Source organism: Pseudomyxococcus flavus (assembly GCF_050038885.1).
GTDB classification, from domain to species: Bacteria; Myxococcota; Myxococcia; order Myxococcales; family Myxococcaceae; genus Myxococcus; species Myxococcus flavus.
On sequence record NZ_CP143624.1, the window covers coordinates 4,901,536 to 4,917,528 of the forward strand.

The 15,993-nt window shown below is 72.0% G+C and carries 14 protein-coding genes; 5 read left to right on the top strand and 9 right to left on the bottom strand.

Annotated features, from left to right (window positions below; all coding sequences use genetic code 11):
- From bioF to VZL07_RS20520, 4 genes are all read left to right on the top strand, one after another.
- Positions 1-1,176, top strand: coding sequence for an 8-amino-7-oxononanoate synthase (bioF, locus tag VZL07_RS20505; protein ID WP_426749241.1), 1,176 nt, complete (start codon positions 1-3; stop codon positions 1,174-1,176).
- Positions 1,169-1,852 carry a dethiobiotin synthase gene (gene bioD, locus VZL07_RS20510; RefSeq protein WP_426749242.1) on the top strand — a complete coding sequence of 228 codons (684 nt, stop codon included), beginning with the start codon at positions 1,169-1,171 and terminating at the stop codon, positions 1,850-1,852. Before bioF ends, bioD begins: the two co-directional genes overlap by 8 nt.
- 132 nt (positions 1,853-1,984) lie before the next feature.
- Positions 1,985-2,263, top strand: coding sequence for a hypothetical protein (locus VZL07_RS20515; RefSeq protein ID WP_426749243.1), 279 nt, complete (start codon positions 1,985-1,987; stop codon positions 2,261-2,263).
- Positions 2,260-3,426, top strand: coding sequence for a pyridoxal phosphate-dependent aminotransferase (locus tag VZL07_RS20520; RefSeq protein ID WP_426749244.1), 1,167 nt, complete (start codon positions 2,260-2,262; stop codon positions 3,424-3,426). The genes VZL07_RS20515 and VZL07_RS20520 overlap by 4 nt, the downstream gene beginning before the upstream one ends.
- Before the next feature lie 12 nt (positions 3,427-3,438).
- On the opposite strand, the gene VZL07_RS20525 is transcribed toward VZL07_RS20520, so the two are convergent.
- From VZL07_RS20525 to VZL07_RS20535, 3 genes are all read right to left on the bottom strand, one after another.
- The gene (locus tag VZL07_RS20525; RefSeq protein ID WP_426749245.1) at positions 3,439-4,869 is read right to left on the bottom strand and encodes an ABC transporter substrate-binding protein; all 1,431 of its coding nucleotides are present in this window, start codon (positions 4,867-4,869) and stop codon (positions 3,439-3,441) included.
- The gene (locus VZL07_RS20530; protein ID WP_426749246.1) at positions 4,869-5,687 is read right to left on the bottom strand and encodes a tetratricopeptide repeat protein; all 819 of its coding nucleotides are present in this window, start codon (positions 5,685-5,687) and stop codon (positions 4,869-4,871) included. Before VZL07_RS20530 ends, VZL07_RS20525 begins: the two co-directional genes overlap by 1 nt.
- A gap of 143 nt (positions 5,688-5,830) precedes the next feature.
- A complete protein-coding gene (locus tag VZL07_RS20535) occupies positions 5,831-7,624 on the bottom strand; it encodes a phosphoenolpyruvate carboxykinase (GTP) (protein WP_426749247.1) in 1,794 nt (597 codons plus the stop codon).
- A 190-nt stretch (positions 7,625-7,814) separates the two neighbouring features.
- On the opposite strand from VZL07_RS20535, the gene VZL07_RS20540 reads away from it, so the two are divergent.
- Positions 7,815-9,698, top strand: coding sequence for an SLC13 family permease (locus tag VZL07_RS20540; protein ID WP_426757337.1), 1,884 nt, complete (start codon positions 7,815-7,817; stop codon positions 9,696-9,698).
- Positions 9,699-9,701: 3 nt separating this feature from the next.
- On the opposite strand, the gene VZL07_RS20545 is transcribed toward VZL07_RS20540, so the two are convergent.
- The 6 genes from VZL07_RS20545 to gluQRS all read right to left on the bottom strand — a co-directional run bounded on the left by VZL07_RS20545 (position 9,702) and on the right by gluQRS (position 15,987).
- Positions 9,702-10,325 carry a tRNA-(ms[2]io[6]A)-hydroxylase gene (locus VZL07_RS20545; protein WP_426749248.1) on the bottom strand — a complete coding sequence of 208 codons (624 nt, stop codon included), beginning with the start codon at positions 10,323-10,325 and terminating at the stop codon, positions 9,702-9,704.
- Between the two features lie 28 nt (positions 10,326-10,353).
- Positions 10,354-11,190, bottom strand: a complete 837-nt coding sequence (locus tag VZL07_RS20550) for a GNAT family N-acetyltransferase (RefSeq protein WP_426749249.1) — start codon at positions 11,188-11,190, stop codon at positions 10,354-10,356.
- 40 nt (positions 11,191-11,230) lie between these two features.
- On the bottom strand, positions 11,231-11,887 hold the full coding sequence (locus VZL07_RS20555) for an AgmX/PglI C-terminal domain-containing protein (protein ID WP_426749250.1): 657 nt from the start codon (positions 11,885-11,887) through the stop codon (positions 11,231-11,233).
- 28 nt (positions 11,888-11,915) lie between these two features.
- Complete coding sequence (locus VZL07_RS20560; protein ID WP_426749252.1) at positions 11,916-13,754, bottom strand: patatin-like phospholipase family protein; 1,839 nt, start codon at positions 13,752-13,754, stop codon at positions 11,916-11,918.
- A gap of 184 nt (positions 13,755-13,938) precedes the next feature.
- Complete coding sequence (locus tag VZL07_RS20565; protein WP_426749255.1) at positions 13,939-14,898, bottom strand: hypothetical protein; 960 nt, start codon at positions 14,896-14,898, stop codon at positions 13,939-13,941.
- 141 nt (positions 14,899-15,039) lie between these two features.
- The gene (gene gluQRS / locus VZL07_RS20570) at positions 15,040-15,987 is read right to left on the bottom strand and encodes a tRNA glutamyl-Q(34) synthetase GluQRS (RefSeq protein ID WP_426749257.1); all 948 of its coding nucleotides are present in this window, start codon (positions 15,985-15,987) and stop codon (positions 15,040-15,042) included.
- Positions 15,988-15,993 lie beyond the last annotated feature (6 nt).

Here is a 15,993-nt window from a genome sequence, read left to right on the forward strand (position 1 = left end):
GTGAGTGATGAAGCCGTCGCGGCGGCGTGGGCCCGGGAGGACCTGGAGGCCCTGTCCGCGCGCGGCCTGCGCCGACACCTGGAGCCCCTGGATTCCCCCCAGGGGCCCGTGGTCCGCGTGGGGGACGAGACGCTCGTCAACTTCTCGTCCAACGACTACCTGGGGCTGGCGTCGTCCTCTTCCGTGCGCGCCGCGGCGCTGGCCGGTGTGGAGCGCTACGGCGTGGGCACCGGCGCCAGCCGGCTGGTGGTGGGCGACACCGCCGCGCACCACCGGCTGGAGGCGCGGCTGGCCGCCTTCGAGCGCGCCGAGGCCGTGCGCCTGTTCAACAGCGGCTACGCCGCCAACACCGGCATCATCCCCGCGCTGGTGGGGCCCGGGGACGCCGTCTTCTCCGACGCCCTCAACCACGCCTCGCTCGTGGACGGGTGCCGCCTGTCGCGCGCCCGCGTCTGCGTCTATCCGCACGCGGACGTGGAGGCGCTGTCGTGCGCCCTGGCGGAGACGCCCGCGCGGCGCAAGCTGGTGGTGACGGACACCGTCTTCTCCATGGACGGGGACGTGGCGCCGCTGCGCGAAATCGTCGCCGCGTGTCGGGCCCATGGCGCCGCGCTGATGGTGGACGAGGCCCATGCCACCGGCGTGCTGGGCTCGCGCGGCGCGGGCCTCTGCGACGAGCTGGGCCTGGAGGGCGCGGTGGACCTGCGCATGGGCACGCTCAGCAAGGCCCTGGGCGTCATGGGGGCCTACGTGGCCACCTCGCGCGCGGTGGCGGACCTGCTGGTGTCGCGCGCGCGGCCCTTCGTCTTCTCCACGGCGCTGCCCGCGCACCTGTGCGCCGCCGCCGAGGCCGCCGTGGACGCGGTGGAGGGCGACCCGTCCCTGCGCGAGCGGCTGTGGCGCAACATCCGCCGCTTCGCGGACGGCCTGCGCGGCCTGGGCGTGCGCGCCGAGCCCCGCAGCGCCGTGTTCCCCCTCATCCTCGGCGAGCCGGAGCGGGCCCTGGACGCCGCGCGCCGCCTGCGTCTGGCCGGCGTGCTGGTGAAGGCCATCCGCCCGCCCACCGTCCCCGAGGGCACCAGCCGTCTGCGCTTCTGCCTGTCCGCCGCCCACACCCTGGGGCATGTGGACCTGGCGCTGGAGGCGCTGCGCACCGTGGGAGTCCAGCGTGGCTGAGCCGCACCGTCCCTTCCAGATATTCGTCACCGGCACCGACACCGGCGTGGGGAAGACGCAGGCGTCGTGCGCGCTGCTGTCACTGCTGGCGGACGCGGGGCTGCGGCCCGAGGGCTTCAAGCCCTACGAGAGCGGCTGCGCGTCCCTGCGCGCGCCCTCGGACGCGCTGGCCCTGCGCGCGGCGGCGGGCAGCTCGCTGAGCGTGGACGCCGTGTGTCCGCATCGCTTCCGCCTGCCGGTGGCCCCGGGCGTGGCCGCCAGCCGCCTGGGCCGGGAGCCCGACTGGGACGTCACGCTGGCCGCGTGGCGGCGGCTTCGCGGCGGCAGCGCGGTGGTGGAAGGGGCAGGGGGCCTCTTCGTGCCCCTGGACTCGAGGCACGACGTCATCGACCTCATCGCCGCCCTGCGCCTGCCGGTGCTGCTGGTGGCGCGCGCGGGGCTGGGCACCCTCAACCACACCGCGCTGTCGCTCCAGGCGCTCGCGGCGCGCCGCATCCCCGTGCGGGCCGTGCTGCTGTCGCGCGGGTCGTCCGCGAAGGACGTTTCGGAGCGCGACAACCGCCGCTTGCTGGAGGCGCGCCACGGCATCCCGGTGCTGGGGCCGGTGCCCTATCTGCCGGATGCGCGCAAGCGCCACGCCGCGTTCCGCCGCGCGCTGCGGCCGCTGGTGCCCTGAACGCGCGGAGGCCGGAAAATCGGCCTCCGGCGCGTTTGTGCTCCAGGGCCAGTGCTACAGGTCGCGCAAGTTTTCGGGTCATGCGGCCGTGAAATGGACGTGCCGTTTGATCCGCGCGAGAACGCCTCACGAATGGCGGACATCATCGATCTCACGTTCCTCGCGGACGTCCGGCGGCTCTTCAAGAAGCTCATCGACCAGAGGGGGCTTTCTTACTTCCTGCAAAAGGAGGGGCCTCGGCTCTTCCACATCGAGCCCTCCAAGGTGGAGCTGGTGCTCCGGACGGCTCTGCGCACGCGCGACCCACAACTTCCCCGTCCCCACGAGAAGGCCATCGAGCACTGCCGCAAGGAGCTTCGCCGCGACCTCATTCGCCGTGTCGCGAACGCCATGCTGCAAACGGGCCTGTGAGCCGCTTCTCGACGCGGACCGACTTCACCCGTACGCTCAACCCGCTGGCGCAGGCGCTCGAGAGGCACCGCGCCAGCGGCCTGCGACTGCTGGACCTCACCGAATCCAACCCCACGCGTGTGGGGCTGCCCACGCCGGACCCGGCCGTGCTGGCCACCGAGGGCGCCTTCACCTACGAGCCCGATCCCCTGGGGCTCGCCTCCGCGCGACAGGCGCTGGTCGCGGACTTCGCCGCGCGGGGCGCCCGGGTCTCCGAAGCGCACCTGGTGCTGAGCGCCAGCACCAGTGAAGCCTACGGCTGGCTCTTCAAGCTCCTGTGCGAGCCAGGGGACAACGTTCTTGTCCCGGCCCCCTGCTACCCCCTCTTCGAGCACCTCGCGCGCCTGGAAGGCGTCCAGACGCGCTCCTACCCCCTGCCGCGGGCCCATGGCTTCGGCCTGGACGCGCGCGTGGTGGGGGACGCGGTCAACGACCGCACCCGCGCGGTGCTGGTGGTGAATCCCGGCAACCCCACCGGCCACTTCCTGCACGAGGGCGAGCTGGCGGTGCTGGCGGACGTGTGCGCGAGCTGGCGGCTGCCGCTCATCTGCGACGAGGTCTTCGCCCCCTTCGCCTGGGACGCCGAGCCGGGGCGGGTGGCCACCGTAGCGGGGCGCCCGCTGCCGATGCTCACCTTCACGCTCTCCGGGCTCTCCAAGTCCGTGGGGCTGCCCGGCCTCAAGCTGGCGTGGACGCACGTGGGCGGGCCCGCGGACCTCCGGGACGAGGCGCTGGCCCGGCTGGAGTGGATGGCGGATGCGTCCCTGCCCGTGGGGACGCCGGTGCAGAAGGCCCTGCCGGCGCTGCTGGCGCACGCGCCCGTCTTCCAGGCGGCGGTGCGGGAGCGGGTGCGGGGCAACCGCCAGCGCCTGCTCGCCGCGCGCAGGCCGGGCGCGCTCTGGGACGTGGTACCGGCGGAGGGCGGGTGGAGCGCGGTGCTGCGGATTCCCAGGGCGCCCGGTGAGGAGGCCACCTGCCTTGCCCTGCTGGACGCGGGCGTCCTGGTGCAGCCGGGGTACTTCTACGACTTCGGCGGCGGCGCCTTCCTCGTGCTGTCGCTGCTGCCACAGCCCGAGGACTTCGCCGCCGCCGTCGAGGTGCTCGCGCGGACGCTGGGGCCCTGAGGGCCCTTCACGTCACTGCGCGGGCGGGGTGATGAGCTGCACCGTCACGAACTCGCCGTTCTCCACGCGGAACAGCTCGTACTCGGACGGCGCCTCGCCCGTGGCGTCGAAGTCGAGGTTGCCGCTGGCGCCCGTCACGTTGATGACCTGGCCGTTGCGGATGGCGGCGCGAGCGCCCGCGAAGCCGTCCGTGCCCAGGTTGAAGTTCAGCGACGTGCCTTCCTCGCCCGGCGTCACCAGCGCCAGGCCGTCCGCCATGCGCGCGCCGGTGATGGGCTGCGGGCTGTTGACGTCGGGACCGGCGGCATACGCGGCGCCGAGCGCCACCAGGTACATGGCGTCATACGCGTGCGCGGTGAAGGAGTACTGGCCCGGGTCCGTCTGGTTGTAGGCGGAGCGGAAGCGCTGGGCGAACAGCTGATAGACGAGGTCCGGACGGGCCTGCGCCGGCGACGTGCCGTAGGCGCCCTCCACCAGCCCCGCGTTGGTCCCCAGCGCGGTGAAGAGGCCCCGGTCCTTGCCGGCGTCGGTGAAGAACCACCGCTGGTTGGTCCGTCCCGCGACGGCCGTCTGGTTGATGATGCGCGCGTTGTCCTCGGAGAAGCCGATGAGGACCTCGACGTCCGGCTGGCTGGTGGTGATGTGCTGCACCACGTTGGCGAAGTCGGTGCCGTTGCGGGTGTACTGGGCGGACGTCACGGTCCGCTGGGTGGCGTCGATGCGCCCCAGCGTCACGCCAAAGAGCCCCTGCCCGTAGGCATCGTTCACGTAGCTGATGCCGATTCTGGAGACGTCGGTGTAGAGCGGGGCGCCCTCCACGAGGAGGGACCCCTGGAGCAGGTCGCCGATGATGCGGCCCTGCAGCACGTCGGACGGCGCCGTTCGCCACACCAGGCCCGCGTCGGTGCCGTTCTGGTCGTTGATGGCGGCGATGTCGGGGCTGGTGCCGCTGTACGTGATCATCAGCACGCCAGCGGGCACGGTGAACGAGGACACCGCGAGCGCCTGGGCACTGCTCGAGGCGAAAATCATCGGCACCTGACGCTCGCGAATCAGCCACTGCGCCTGCTCGGCGGCGCGGTTTGGATCCGAGCGCGTGTCGCAGATGTGGAGGACGAACGGGCGGCCGTTGACGCCCTCTCGCTGGTTCACCTCGTCGAGCGCCAGCTTGATGGCGTTGAGCGCCTGCACCTCGGACTCGTCCGGGCCGTCGGAGGTGCTCAGCGGCACCGCGGCGCCCAGGGGAATGGCGTTGGTCGCGGTGGCCGGGCCATAGGTTTCGCCACAGCCTTCCGGCTGCGGCAGGCAGTAGCCGGCGGTGCAGACCTGCGCGGTGCCGCAGTCCGAGGACGTCTCGCACTCGGTCAGTCCACCGGCGGTGGTGAAGCTGCACCCGGCCATCAGCAGGGTGCTCCCCGTCATCATCAGTCCCAGCGCGCGCATCAGAAGCTCACCGCCATTCCTGCACCGGCGCCCTCGGGCGCCATCGTGACTCGCACCTCACCCGCGACCGGAGGGCCTTCCTTCGGATAGAGGATGATGGCGGTGATGACGCCGGCCAGGCCCACGCCGAAGCCGATGTCCGCCAGCAGCGCCCGGCTCCGCGTCTTGTCCGCGAACTCCTCCTTGGACGGCACGTTGGTGGCGGCGTCGAAATCATCGCGCGCGTCGCGCGCCTGCATGCCGAAGAGCACGCCCGCAACCACGCCCGCGACGCCCACGCCGCCCGCGGCGATGGCACCGATGCGCTGGCGCTTGTAGGACTTCAGCGCGTTCTGAAGCGCGGCCTCCTGCTGGCGGCGGCTCTCCTCCTCGGCGCGTCGGGCCGCCAGCGCCTCTTCCTCCGCCTGCCGCCGCGCGGCCTCCGCCTCCTCCTGGAGGCGCTGGCGCTCGGCGTTGGCCGCCGCCGTGGCCTGGTCTTCCTTCTCGATGATGACCCGCAGCCGGTCGATGCTGCGCGCGCTGCGCTTGAGCAGCGTCGGGTCCGTGCCGTCGGTGGCGCCCACGTACTGCTGGTACCAGCTCACCGCCTCGCGCAGGTCTCCCGCGTTCTCCAGGGAGATGGCGATGTTGTAGATGAGCCGCGGGTGAGGCTGGATTTCATGCGCCTTCTTCAGCGCCTCCGCCGCTTCCCGGTACTTGCCTGCCTGATACAGCCGCTCGCCATCCTTGATGAGGGCCGCTGCACTTTTCCCGCGCTGCGCGAACGCCGCGGGCGGCGCCAGCGCGAGAATCACCGACAACACGAAAGCCAGTCTCATGACCTGAGAGCCTAGCGCGGAGCGGTAGGAAGGTCGAAGAGCTGACCTTTACTTCCTGTGAAAACCAGCGAGGCCGCCTCCGCGCTCGGTGAGAGCGGGAAGCGGCCTCGGGGTGCTTCAGGGCGCTACAGACCGCCCGCGGCTCAGTGGTCCAGCCGCGCCATCAGCAGCTTGCGCTGGAGCATGAGGGCGTCGGGGGCCTTGGTGCCGAGCTGCTCGAAGAAGACCTCCTGGCTCCTGAGCTCGGCCTTCCACTCGTCCTCCTTGATGGAGGTGACCTCCGTCACCACGTCGGAGGTCAGGTCCAGGCCCTTGAGGTTGAGGCCCTCGTCGGCGCGCGGCACCCAGCCCAGCAGCGTCTCCTGGGTGGGGACGCGGCCGTGGACGCGGTTCACGATCCACTCCAGCACGCGCATGTTCTCGCCGAAGCCCGGCCACAGGAACTTGCCGTTCTTGTCCTGGCGGAACCAGTTGACCTGGAAGATCTTGGGCAGCTGCGCGATGTGCTTCTGCATGTCCAGCCAGTGCTGGAGGTAGTCACCCATGTGGTAGCCGCAGAAGGGCAGCATGGCCATGGGGTCGCGGCGCACGACGCCGACCTTGCCGGTGGCGGCGGCCGTCGTCTCGCTGCCCATGGTGGCGCCCAGGAACACGCCGTGGGTCCAGTTGAAGGCCTGGATGACCAGCGGGACGGTATTGGAGCGGCGGCCGCCGAAGATGATGGCGGAGATGGGCACGCCCATGGGGTCGTTGGCCTTGGGGCTCAGCGCCGGGTTGTTGGACATGGGCGCGGTGAAGCGGCTGTTCGGGTGCGCCGCCTTCTCCGTGCTGCCCTTCTTCCAGGGGCGGCCCTGCCAGTCGGTGAGCTCCTCGGGGACCTCGCCGTCCTTGCCCTCCCACCACACGTCGCCGTCCGGCGTCAGCGCCACGTTGGTGAAGATGGTGTCCTTGGAGATGCTGGCCACCGCGTTGGGGTTCGTCTTGGAGTTGGTGCCGGGCACCACGCCGAAGTAGCCGGCCTCCGGGTTGATGGCGTACAGGCGGCCATCCGGACCGGGGCGCATCCACGCGATGTCGTCGCCGACCGTCTCGATCTTCCAGCCCTTGTACTCGGCGGGCGGAATCATCATCGCGAAGTTCGTCTTGCCACACGCGGACGGGAAGGCGGCGGCGACATAGGTCGTCTCGCCCTTGGGGCTGGTGACGCCGAGGATGAGCATGTGCTCGGCCATCCAGCCTTCCTCGCGGCCCAGGTAGCTGCCGATGCGCAGCGCGAGGCACTTCTTGCCCAGCAGCACGTTGCCGCCATAGCCGGAGCCGAAGCTCCAGATGGTGTTGTCCTGGGGGAAGTGGCAGATGTAGCGGCGGTCGGGGTCCACGTCGCCGGTGCTGTGCAGGCCGCGGTTGAAGTCGTCGCTGTCACCCAGCATGTCCAGCGCCTGCTTCCCCATGCGCGCCATGATGCGCATGTTGAGCACCACGTAGATGCTGTCGGTCAGCTCCACGCCCAGCTTGGTGAAGGGGCTGCCGATGGGGCCCATCGCGTAGGGCACCACGTACATGGTGCGGCCCTTCATGCAGCCCGCGAACAGGTTGCCCAGCTTGGTGTAGGCCGCCTCGGGCTCCATCCAGTTGTTCGTCGGGCCCGCGTCCGTCTTGTTCGGCGTACAGATGAACGTGAGGTGCTCGACGCGCGCCACGTCGTTGGGGTTGGAGCGGTGCAGGTAGCTGTTGGGGCGCTTCTCCGGGTTCAGCGGGATGAGGATGCCCTCCTTCACCGCCTGGTCCGTCAGCCGCTTCCGCTCTTCCTCGGACCCGTCGCACCAGACGATGCGGTCCGGCTGGGTCATCTCGGCCATCTTGGCCACCCAGGCCAGGAGCGTGGGGTTTTTCGTGGGGGCCTGCTGGCCCTCCGCCGCAACTTGCGTCGAAGCCATGGATTCGTCCTTGTGGTTCATGTCTGGAGACAGGTCCCCAAACGTTCTGGAAGGGGGGCGCAAATGCAACCTGTGACCGGCCACTCACCGTGGTACCGAACAGGCCGCTCCTAATTCCACTTATCAGAGGCCGGGCATCCAGTAGTGGACGGCGCAGTGCGCCACGGGACTCGCCGTATCAGCGGAGCGAATACAGCTTGGGGCGGGCCTTATGACCATCGCCATCGTCCTGGGTGTCGTCGTCGTCGCGCTGGTGTTGTTCTCGTTCGACACATTGCCCATCGAGGTCAGCTCGCTCGTGGTGGTGTGCCTGCTGGCGCTCACCGGCGTGCTCACGCCCGCCCAGGCCTTCGAGGGGTTCAGCAACGACACGGTCATCTTCATCTTCACCCTGCTGGCGATGACGCAGGGGCTCGCCTCCACGGGCGTGGTGCAGTGGGTAGGCCAGCGACTGTCCTTCTTCGCTCGTTTCGGCCACGAGACGTTCGTCATGGCGATGATGGTGGCGGTGGCGGCCTTCTCTTCTGTCATCTCCAACACGGTGACGACGGCGGCATTCCTGCCGGTGGCCATTGGCGCGGCGCAGCGCGCCAAGGTGCCCAAGAGCAAGGTGCTGCTGCCGCTGGCGTACGCGTCGATGCTGGGCGGCACGATTTTCCTCTACGGCACGTCCACCAACCTGGTGATGTCCGCTGCCTTGCAGCGGGTGGGCCTGCCGGGCATCGGCGTGACGGAGCTGGCGCCGCTGGGGCTGCCGCTGGCCGTCATCGGCATCCTCGTGGTGGTGCTGCTGGCGCCGTGGCTGCTGCCCGCGCGCGAGGGGCATGGCGGCATGGAGGACTGGACGCTGCGCGACTACCTCACGGAGGCGGTGCTGCCTTCGGACTCGCGCTACGTGGGTAAGGAGCTGGGCGACATCTCGGAGGGCCTGGGGCTGCGCGTCATCGGCATCATCCGCGACGGCGGGGCCCTGCCCGCGGTGCCGGGCTACCAGCTGCGGGGCGACGAGCGGCTCCTCATCGAGGGCAACCGCGAGGCGATTCTGCGGGTGAAGGACCTGCGCGGCATCGAAATCCGCCCGGACGTGCGGCTGTCCGACGAGGAGCTGCGCGACAAGGACTCCCTCCTCATCGAGGCCAGCGTTCCACCGGGCAGCCCGCTCGTGGGGCGCAGCTTGAAGGAGACGCTGTTCGTGGAGCGCTACGGCATGGTGGCGCTGGCCCTGCATCGCAAGCCCGCCATCCAGCGCGTCACCAAGCTCCAGCTGCTGGGGCGCATCTTCGGGGAACGCTCGCTGTCCATGCTGCCGCTGTCGGTGGGCGACGTGCTGCTGCTGCGCGGAGCCCGCGCCAAGGTGGACGAGCTGGCGCGGGGCGGCAACCTGACGGTGCTGGGCGGCCACGAGTACCAGCCGCTGCGCTACGGCAAGGCGATGCTGGCGGTGGTGCTGTTCCTGGGCGCGCTGGCGGCCGGCTCGCTGGAGCTGGTGCCGCTGTCGGTGGCGGGCCTCACCGGCATGCTGTTGATGATTGCCACCGGCTGCGTGGACTCGCGCACCGCGTTCCGCGTGGACTGGCGGGTGGTGCTGCTCATCGGCTCCATGATGGCGCTGGGGCTGGCCATGGAGGTGAGCGGCGCGGGGCAGTTCCTCGGCGACCGCGTGGCGCGGCTGGGCGCGTTTGGCGGCCCGCGCATGGTGATGGTGCTGCTGATGGTGCTGACCATCCTCCTGTCCGCGCCCATGAGCAACCAGGCCGCCGCGCTGGTGGTGCTGCCGGTGGCCCTCAACGCCGCGCAGCAACTGGGCGTGGATGCCCGGCCCTTCGCCATGGCGGTGACGCTGGCGGCGAGCTGCTCGTTCATCACCCCGCTGGAGCCCAGCTGCGTGCTCGTCTATGGCCCCGGGCACTACCGCTTCACGGACTTCTTCCGCCTGGGCACGCCGCTCACCGCGCTGCTGGTGGCCATCCTCGCGGTGGCCGTGCCCTGGGTGTGGCCGCTGGAGAAGGGCACCTCTCCGGCGCCAGCGGAGCCCCGGCCGGCCGCGGGGGTGACGCCGGCCGCGGAGCCGTGACGCTCAGTGGATGGCGGCGCGCAGGCCCACGTCCACGACGACCTGCGCCTCGCGCTCGAGCATCCACTCCAGCCGCTCGCGCACCCCGGCCTCCTCGCCGCCGGACGCGGTGACGGCCAGCCGGTAGAAGAGGGACTGATGGCCGTCCTCGGACTGGGCCAGCTCGCCGTAGAAGCGCGCCAGCGCCGGGTCGGTGAGCCCCTCGGCCAGCAGGGACAGGCGCTCGCAGGAGCGGGCCTCGATGACGGCGGCCACCAGCAGGCGGTCCACGCGGCGCTCGGCGGCGGGCGTGCGGATGAGCTTCTGCAGGCCCTGGGCGTACGGGTCCCCCGCGTCCTTCGTCAGCGTGAGGCCCCGCGCCGCCATCAGGTCCAGCACCCGGGCCAGGTGGGCGCTCTCCTCGCGCGCCAGCCGGGCCATCTGCGAGGGCAGGCCCGGCAGGTCCGGGTAGGCCTGGAGCAGGGACAGCGCGTTGGCGGCGGCCTTCTTCTCGCAGTGGGCGTGGTCCACCAGCACCTCGTCGAACCGCTCGAGCGCCAGGGGCAGCCAGCGCGGGTCGGTGGCGGCGTGGAGGATGACGGGGCCCTCTCCAGAGAGGGGACGGCGGGAAGGCGTGGGACGGCTCATGCGCGCGCGGACTGTACGCGGCCCTTGGCTACTCCACCAGGACGAGCCGCCACGTGCGGCCGGCCAGGTAGCCGACCTTGCGGGCGATGCGGGCGGTGCTCTCGTCGCGCTCGTCGATGCGCAGGGTGAGCCGCGGCAGGGAGGACAGCAGGTGGCGGGAAATCTGGCCCAGGCACAGCAGGGCGTGGCCCTTGCGGCGCTCGGAGGGCAGCGTGTAGAGGCCCTCCAGCTCCGCGCCGTACTGGGAGCGGCTGCCGATGTCCACCTTGAACACCAGCGCGCCGTTCTCCTCCAGCACGTAGGTGCGGCGCTGGCGCACGCGCTGGATGACGCGGGCCTCGTAGCCGCGCGGGTCCTCGGCCAGCGGGTCGCGCTCGTGCACCTCGCGCACGTAGCCCTGGGCCAGGGGCAGCAGCCGGGGAAGGTCCTCCTCCTTCGCCAGCCGCAGCAGTGGGTTGGTGAAGGGGCCCAGGTCGTCCGCGGACACGCTGAACAGCCGCTGCGTGCGCGACAGGCGGGGCTTGCCCGGCGACAGGCTGCGCAGCAGCGCGTCCACCGAGGACTTGTCGCCCACGGTGGAGCGCAGCTTCAGGCGCGAGGCCAGCGCGTCCGCGATGACGCTGGTGGCGGTGGCGTCGCTGGTGCTGGGCACCACCAGGCCGCCGTCTCCGCCCACGAACACCGCGGCGGTGAGGGCCTTGTCATCGAAGCGCCCGTAGAAGGCGAAGGGCACCCTGCCACGGGGAGCGATGCCGAACTCCTCCAGCAACCCCAGCAGGTAGAGGTTGTGGACCGGGTCCTTCGACAGCAGCCCCCGAAGGGCTTCCGCGTCATGGGGACCGAGCTGTTCGACGGTGACGGGCATGAAGGGTCGGGGGCCCCGGCACCTTACGCAAAACCCGGCCCTACCGGCCAGTCTCCCCGGGCACGCGGAACTCGAAGGGGTAGACGACCGTCGCCTTCCCGCCGCCGAAGGGCGCCGGGAACCGGACGTCCAGCAGCGAGTCCAGCGCGCACGCCTGCACGAAGGGGTCGGGGATGGTGCTCGACACCAGCTCACCCGCGCTCATCACCCCGCCTTCCCGCCCCGCCTCCACGGTGAAGCGCAGCTTCACTGTCTGCGGACCGCGGTTGCGCTGTGCCGCGTCCTCGAAACATTGCTGCACGAGCGGAGTCACGGCCCGGATGGCGGCGCGGATGTCGTCGGTGTGGATGCGGCCGGAGGTGGACTCGATGACGGGCTCCACCTCCACCACGCGCCGCGGGTCGCCCGCGGGCGCGGGCGGGGCGGGCACCACGCTCTGGGGCGTGGGGAAGGAGGGCGGGGGCAGCACGGGTGGCGGCGTGGCGTCCGGGGGCGTCAGGCCCGGCGTGGGGAGCTGGCGCACGGCGGGCGGCGGCTGGGAGGGCGGCTCGGCGGCGGGCGCTGGGCCCGCCGTGGGCGGCGTGTCCTGGACGGGGCGGGTGAGCCAGTAGGAGAGGGCCGCGCTCAGCACGAGCACGCCCAGGCTCACTCCGGGAATGACGAGCCAGCGGATGAGGGACGACCGGTCGGACGACATGGGCCCTTGGAGGATAAGCCTCCAGAGCTCATTCGCACGAGCGCTGCTCGGGCTTGCCCTTCGTGCACTGCTCCAGCGGGGCGAAGTGCGCCTCGGCCTCCGCCACGGCCGCGTCCACCGGCTTCTCGCATTCCGAAGCGGCGAGGGTTCCCTGGATTTCGAAGAGCCGCAGCACCTCGTGGCAGCGCTGCTGGAAGTGCTTCACGCCCTCCTTGAACAGGGGCCGCATGACCTTGGGAGAGAAGCCGTAGCCGCTGGCCGTCTGGAGCTGCGAGTCCGGGCGGAACATCCACGCGGAGCGCCAGCTGGAGGCCACCTGGTCGAAGCGGGCGGAGCCCAGCCACATGCTGGTGGCGGCCTTGAGGGCCCCGGGCTCGCGCGGCACGAAGCCGGCGCCGGTGCGGCGGCAGAAGGCGTTGACGCTGGCGGTGTCGGCCACGTGGGCCAGGCGCTCCACGCAGACGTTGTACTCCGCGAAGCGGCGGCCCACCGCGGCCATCTCTCCCTGCTGCACCTCGCCCACGCGCGGCTGCGCGACGAACAGGTCGATGGTCCGCATCAGCACGCTGACGGCGTTCTCTGGCGGGTTCTCCGGCGACGGCTCCACGCCGCCGGTGGAGATGACCAGCACGCGCTCGGCGCCGCGCTGGACGGCCTGGAGCAGCGGCAGCCCGGAGCGCACGCCGCCGTCGTAGAAGGAGCCCTTCAGCCGGCCCGCCTGCGAGGGCAGCCACGGCACGGGGTCGGCGAGCACGGGCTCGACGATGGAGGCGACGACGCCGTTGATGAGGCCCTCGATGCGCTGCTGCTGGGTGGCGTTGGGCTCGAAGTTCGCCGGGTCCTGGTCGCTGATGCCGAAGACGTCCCCGGTGTCGAAGTCCACGGAGACGGCCACCAGCTCCGTGCCGTTGGTGAGCTGCTCGGGGACCACCGCCGCGCGCAGCTTGCCGTAGACGCCGTCGAACTGGACCAGGCCGCGCAGGTCCGAGGCAATCTTCCATATCCAGGTGTTGTTGACGCAGTAGAGGTCCGACTCCACCGAGCAGGTGTAGTTGCTGATGAGCAGCTGGCGCGCGGCCTGCTCGTGGCCGGGGGTGTGGAACAGGTCGACCAGGGTGCTGATGAGCGCGCCGGTGCTGGTGCCCGCGGCCAGGTCGATGCGCGCGTCGCCGCAGCCCTCCGGCGCGGGCTTGCCGCGGCACTGCTCCAGGATGCCGAGCAGCCGCCAGATGGCGCCCGCGCTGAAGGCGCCGTTGGCGCCGCCGCCGCTGAGGACCACGGCGTTGGACGGGCGGCCCAGCGTGCGGTTCCACTTGCGGGCGCTGACGTACTGCGCGGCGGACTCGGCGCCCTCGCGGATGCCGCGGGTGAGGACCTGGAGGGGCACCGTGTCATCCTGCGCGTCCCGCAGGGCGACCAGCGACGCGGCGATGCCCAGCGTGTTGGCCAGGAAGCGCGCGGCGTCCACCTCACGCGGTGAGGGGCGGGCGGGGTCCACCGCGTCCGGCAGCGGCGGCAGGCCCCACAGCGGCGCCTCCATGGCTGTCGCGAGGAGGCGCTCGTAGCAGGTGCTGTTGCTGCCCCCGGCCGTCTGCTTCAGACAGGCCAGTTGCTCGAGCAGGGGCTGGGGCGCGCTGCCCAGGGCGGACATCCAGCGCGCCGCCTCGGCGGGGTCGGCGTAGGCGTCCACCAGGTGGCTGCGGGTGAGGCGCGCCGCGCGCTCCTGGATGGGCACGGGCAGGGGCGCGGCCTGCGGGTCCCCGGGCGTGTTCAGCGCGTCGAGGATGTAGCCCGTGCGCAGGAAGCAGCCGCTCGAGACGGCCGCCAGCGCGGCCAGGCACAGCAGGGACGTCGTGCTCCGGTTCATGTGCATCCCCCCGGGTGGCGCGCCGGGCCCGGTGCCCGCGCGGGAGGCCGCCGGGTGCTCGTGCGCCCGCCGCCTCGTCGGAGCGGATGTTAGCGCAGGCCCGCATGCGGGCGTGGCCCGGAGTGTGCGGAAGGTGACGGCCGCGAGCCCTCGTGCGGGAGGGCTCGCGGCGCCAGCGCCGACCCTACGGGTACACCTCGCGGCGGGGGCCGGTGGGCTCGGTGGGGCGCGTGGGCGGCGGGGTGGTGATGACGGCGCCCTCGGCGGCGATGCGCTGGCGGCGGCTCACGCCGGCCGTGGCGCCGAGCACCGCGGCGATGAGGCCCAGCAGCAGCGACCCGAAGATGCCCCAGAAGACCCGGCTGGTGGGCTCCGCCGCCTGCAGCGCGCCCTGCTGGACCTGCTGGCCCACCTGGCCGACCTTGCCCCTGAAGGCGGTGAACTGCTCGCTCACCCGGTCCGCGACCTCCCCCGCGTCCTGGCGGGACAGGCGCGTGTTGTCCGCGATGGACGTGACGAGCACCTCCCGGTCGAGCTCGCCCGTGCGAAGGGCGGTGGTGAGGACGTCGGAGGTGGCGGCCTGGAGCTGGTTGGCGGTGATGGTCGGCTTGCCCTCCGCCTGGAGCCGCTGGTTGATGGGCCCCAGCGCGTCATTGGCGTCCAGCCCGAAGGCCTGCGCGGCCTGTCCGCCGCCCGAGATGGCGCCCGTCACCGCGGAGCCGGTGGCTCCCACCACCGCGCCGCCCGCGCGCAGCGCGGTGCCCAGCACCGTGGAGAGCAGCATGCTCAGCAGGGCGACGCTCACCAGCGTCGTCAGGCCCCACATCACCGCGCCGTGCAGCGCGCCGCCGCCCTTGTCCAGCCGGCCCGCCGTGCGCGCGGCCACGAAGCCGCCGCAGAACAGGGCGATGAGGGGCGCGATGATGCTCCAGATGCCCGTGCCGATGCCCGCCGCGCGGACGCTGGACGGGTTGTTGGGGTCCACCGACGACAGACCCACCGCCATGCCGAGCGAGTTCAAGAGAAGCCACAGGCCCATGGCGACGAAGGCGCCTCCAAAGATGGCACCCCAGCTCAGCTTGTAGGGATTGCCGGCGACGGCGGGGATGACGCCGGGCGCTTGGTTCTCGACGATGGCTGCCATGGTGCTACCCCTCCTGATGCCAATGAGCGCCCTCGGAGCGGAGGCGGCGCTCGCGTTCGCGAAAAACATGGGCATGGTCCGGAGGACGCACGGCCTCGCCCCGCCCGGATGCCTCCACGTGGAGGAGGGCGGAGTGGGGGCTCACCCCAGGCCGAGTGCTTCGCGGAGCGCGGCCTCGCCAGCGATGACGGGCGCGCGGGGCAGGGCCTCGGGGCGGAAGCCGTGCAGCAGCTCGGCCAGCGTCATGGGCCCTCCGTCGCCCAACCCGCTCCACGAGGCGAGCAGGCCCAGCACGCGCTCGGGGGGCACGCCGCGCTCGCGCAGCTCCGCGAGCGCGAAGGCGCCCTCGCGCTTGGCGAGCCGCTTGCCGTCCTCGCCCAGCACCAGGGGGACGTGGAGGAAGGCGGGCGCGCGCAGGCCCAGCGCGGCGTAGAGCTGGAGCTGCCGCGGCGTGGAGGACAGCAGGTCATCCCCGCGGAGGACGTGGGTGATGTCCGTGGCCGCGTCGTCCACCGCCACCGCGAGCTGGTAGCTGGCCACGCCGTCGTTGCGGCGCACGACGAAGTCGCCCACCACCGCGTCCACGTCCTGCGCGTAGGGGCCCTGCAGCCCGTCCTCGAAGCGCACCTCGCCGGGGCGCGCGCGGAAGCGGTACGCGGGGGCGCGGGTGCGGGCGCGCTCGGAAACCTGCTCCCGGGTGAGGTGCGCGCAGGTGCCGGGATAGCGGGGCCCTTCGTCGGACAGGCCATGGGGCGCGCTGGCGGCCCGCGCGATTTCCGCGCGCGTGCAGAAGCAGGGGTACACGAGCCCCTCGCGCTCCAGCTTCGCCTGCGCGTCGCGGTACACGTCGTCGCGCTGGCTCTGGAAGAGGGGCGTCTCGTCCCAGTCCAGGCCCAGCCACGCCAGGTCGCGCAGCAGGTCGTCCACGTGCTGGGGCTTGCAGCGCGCGCGGTCCAGGTCCTCGATGCGCAGCAGGAAGCGGCCCTGGGCCGCCCGCGCCTGGAGCCAGCCGAGCAGCGCGCTGCGGATGTTGCCCAGGTGCATGCGCCCGGTGGGACTGGGCGCGAAGCGCCCGCGCACGAGGCTCATGGGCGC